Origin of the sequence: Nostoc sp. (genome assembly GCF_035638895.1) — a bacterium.
In the GTDB taxonomy this organism is placed as follows: domain Bacteria; phylum Cyanobacteriota; class Cyanobacteriia; order Cyanobacteriales; family Nostocaceae; genus Nostoc.
In genome coordinates, this window is the sequence record NZ_DASQZC010000348.1 from 1 (window position 1) to 1,848 (window position 1,848).

Here is a 1,848-nt window from a genome sequence, read left to right on the forward strand (position 1 = left end):
AAAGAATTGTTAAGTAGCTTTTAATAATTGTAGGCTAGTCCAAGGAGTGGGGGAGCAGGGGAAACTGGGGGGAAATCACTAATGACTAATAACTAATAACTAATGACTAAAGAAAGATTAATTACAGGCAAAACTAAGCTATTAGGGGTAATTGGACATCCGGTGGAGCATTCGCTCTCGCCAGCGATGCATAATGCTGCGATCGCTCATTTAGGATTAGATTACGTTTATCTTCCCTTTGCTATAGCACCACAGAATTTAGAAATAGCGATCGCAGGTTTCGCGGCGATTGATGTTGTCGGTTTTAGTGTGACAATACCTCATAAACAGGCAATTATGCCTCTGCTTTCAGAAATTACCCCTGTTGCTCAAGCTATAGGCGCAGTGAATACTGTTAGTCGCCAAAATAATCAATGGGTGGGGACAAACACAGATATAGAAGGATTTATTGCTCCTTTGCAGACGATATATAAGCAAGATTGGAGTCAGAAGGTAGCAGTAATTTTAGGCAATGGTGGCGCAGCGAGAGCAGTTGTAGCCGGTTGTCACCAACTAGGTTTTGCGAAAATTCATGTTGTTGGGCGGAATGTGCAGAGATTACAAGAATTCGGCAATAGTTGGAGCAATTCACCCATAAGTGAAAATTTACAAATTCATCAATGGGAAGAATTACCAAAGCTAATTCCCCAAGCTAATCTGCTGGTAAACACAACCCCCATAGGTATGTATCCCAAGGTTGATCAGTCGCCTTTGAGTGGAGAGGAAATAGCGAATTTACCAAAGGGTGCGATCGCTTACGATTTAATATATATTCCGAAACCGACGCAATTTCTAGAGCAGGCAGAAAGACAAGGCGCAATTGCGATCGATGGATTAGAAATGCTAGTTCAACAAGGAGTAGCAGCATTAAAAATTTGGTTACAGCAGGAAACTGTGCCTGTAGAAGTGATGCGTGAAGCATTGCAAAAGCATTTGGGTTTAGGTTGATCAAATCCGAAGAACCCCACCCCGCCAAAGCTGTGCTTTGTCTCCCCTCCCCGCCTGCGGGGAGGGGTTGGGGGTGGGGTTCTTCTATTATGAGTAATCGCTATAAGATTTATGTTATCCAAACCCAAAATAGTTTTATCATGGCTTGTATTTTTACTAAGTTTTGCAAGCCTATTTCTCAGTTCTTGGATTATTCTTCCGGCTCCAAATATGTTTTTACTCACCCTAGCAGTGGGAGCGCCAGAAGTTAGCCCTTGGTTATTGTTATTAAATTTGCTCTCTTTATTGCTGTCTTTTTTCTACATCCGTCGGCGTAAATTACAACGTTTAGCTTGTATTTTCAGCTTAATAGGATTGCTAATTTGTGCATGGGTGCTAGTGAATATCCCACCAACTCAAATGCAGATGGCTAAAGCGATGAAACAAGGATTGGGAGCAAATTATCTAGAGCAAATTCCATTCCAAGTAAGGGCTAAAATGCAAACCCATCCCTTTGATTTAGTTAATTCCTTCCGGGGTATTGCATTAAGAAAAACCCGTCATCAAAAAGATATTCTTTTTGCTTCTCCTGCGGGAGTGCCTTTAAAAATGGAAGTTTACCAACCCCCAGAGGTAGGGAAATATCCAGCAGTGGTAGTAATTTACGGTGGAGCTTGGCAACGTGGCAATCCCGGTGCCAATACTGAGTTTAATCAATATATCGCTCATCAGGGATATACAGTATTTGCGATCGCTTATCGACATGCACCTAAATATCAGTTTCCAGCTCAGTTAGATGATGTGCGTACAGCCCTAAATTTTATTCGCAAACATGCAGCAGAATACGAAGCTGATCCAGAACGGATGGTACTTTTAGGGCGT

2 protein-coding genes are annotated in these 1,848 nt (G+C 42.0%); both read left to right on the plus strand.

Translation table 11 applies throughout. From position 1 onward, the window contains the following. Positions 1-102 precede the first annotated feature (102 nt). The gene (locus VE944_RS16940) at positions 103-987 is read left to right on the plus strand and encodes a shikimate dehydrogenase (RefSeq protein WP_324979079.1); all 885 of its coding nucleotides are present in this window, start codon (positions 103-105) and stop codon (positions 985-987) included. A gap of 111 nt (positions 988-1,098) precedes the next feature. Then, a partial coding sequence (locus tag VE944_RS16945; RefSeq protein ID WP_324979083.1) for an alpha/beta hydrolase occupies positions 1,099-1,848 on the plus strand: 750 nt, incomplete at its 3' end.

What these genes read in the sequence shown, in the direction of transcription:
- VE944_RS16940 (WP_324979079.1), top strand. Translation starts at nt 103, where the DNA reads ATGACTAAAGAAAGATTAATTACAGGCAAAACTAAGCTATTAGGGGTA.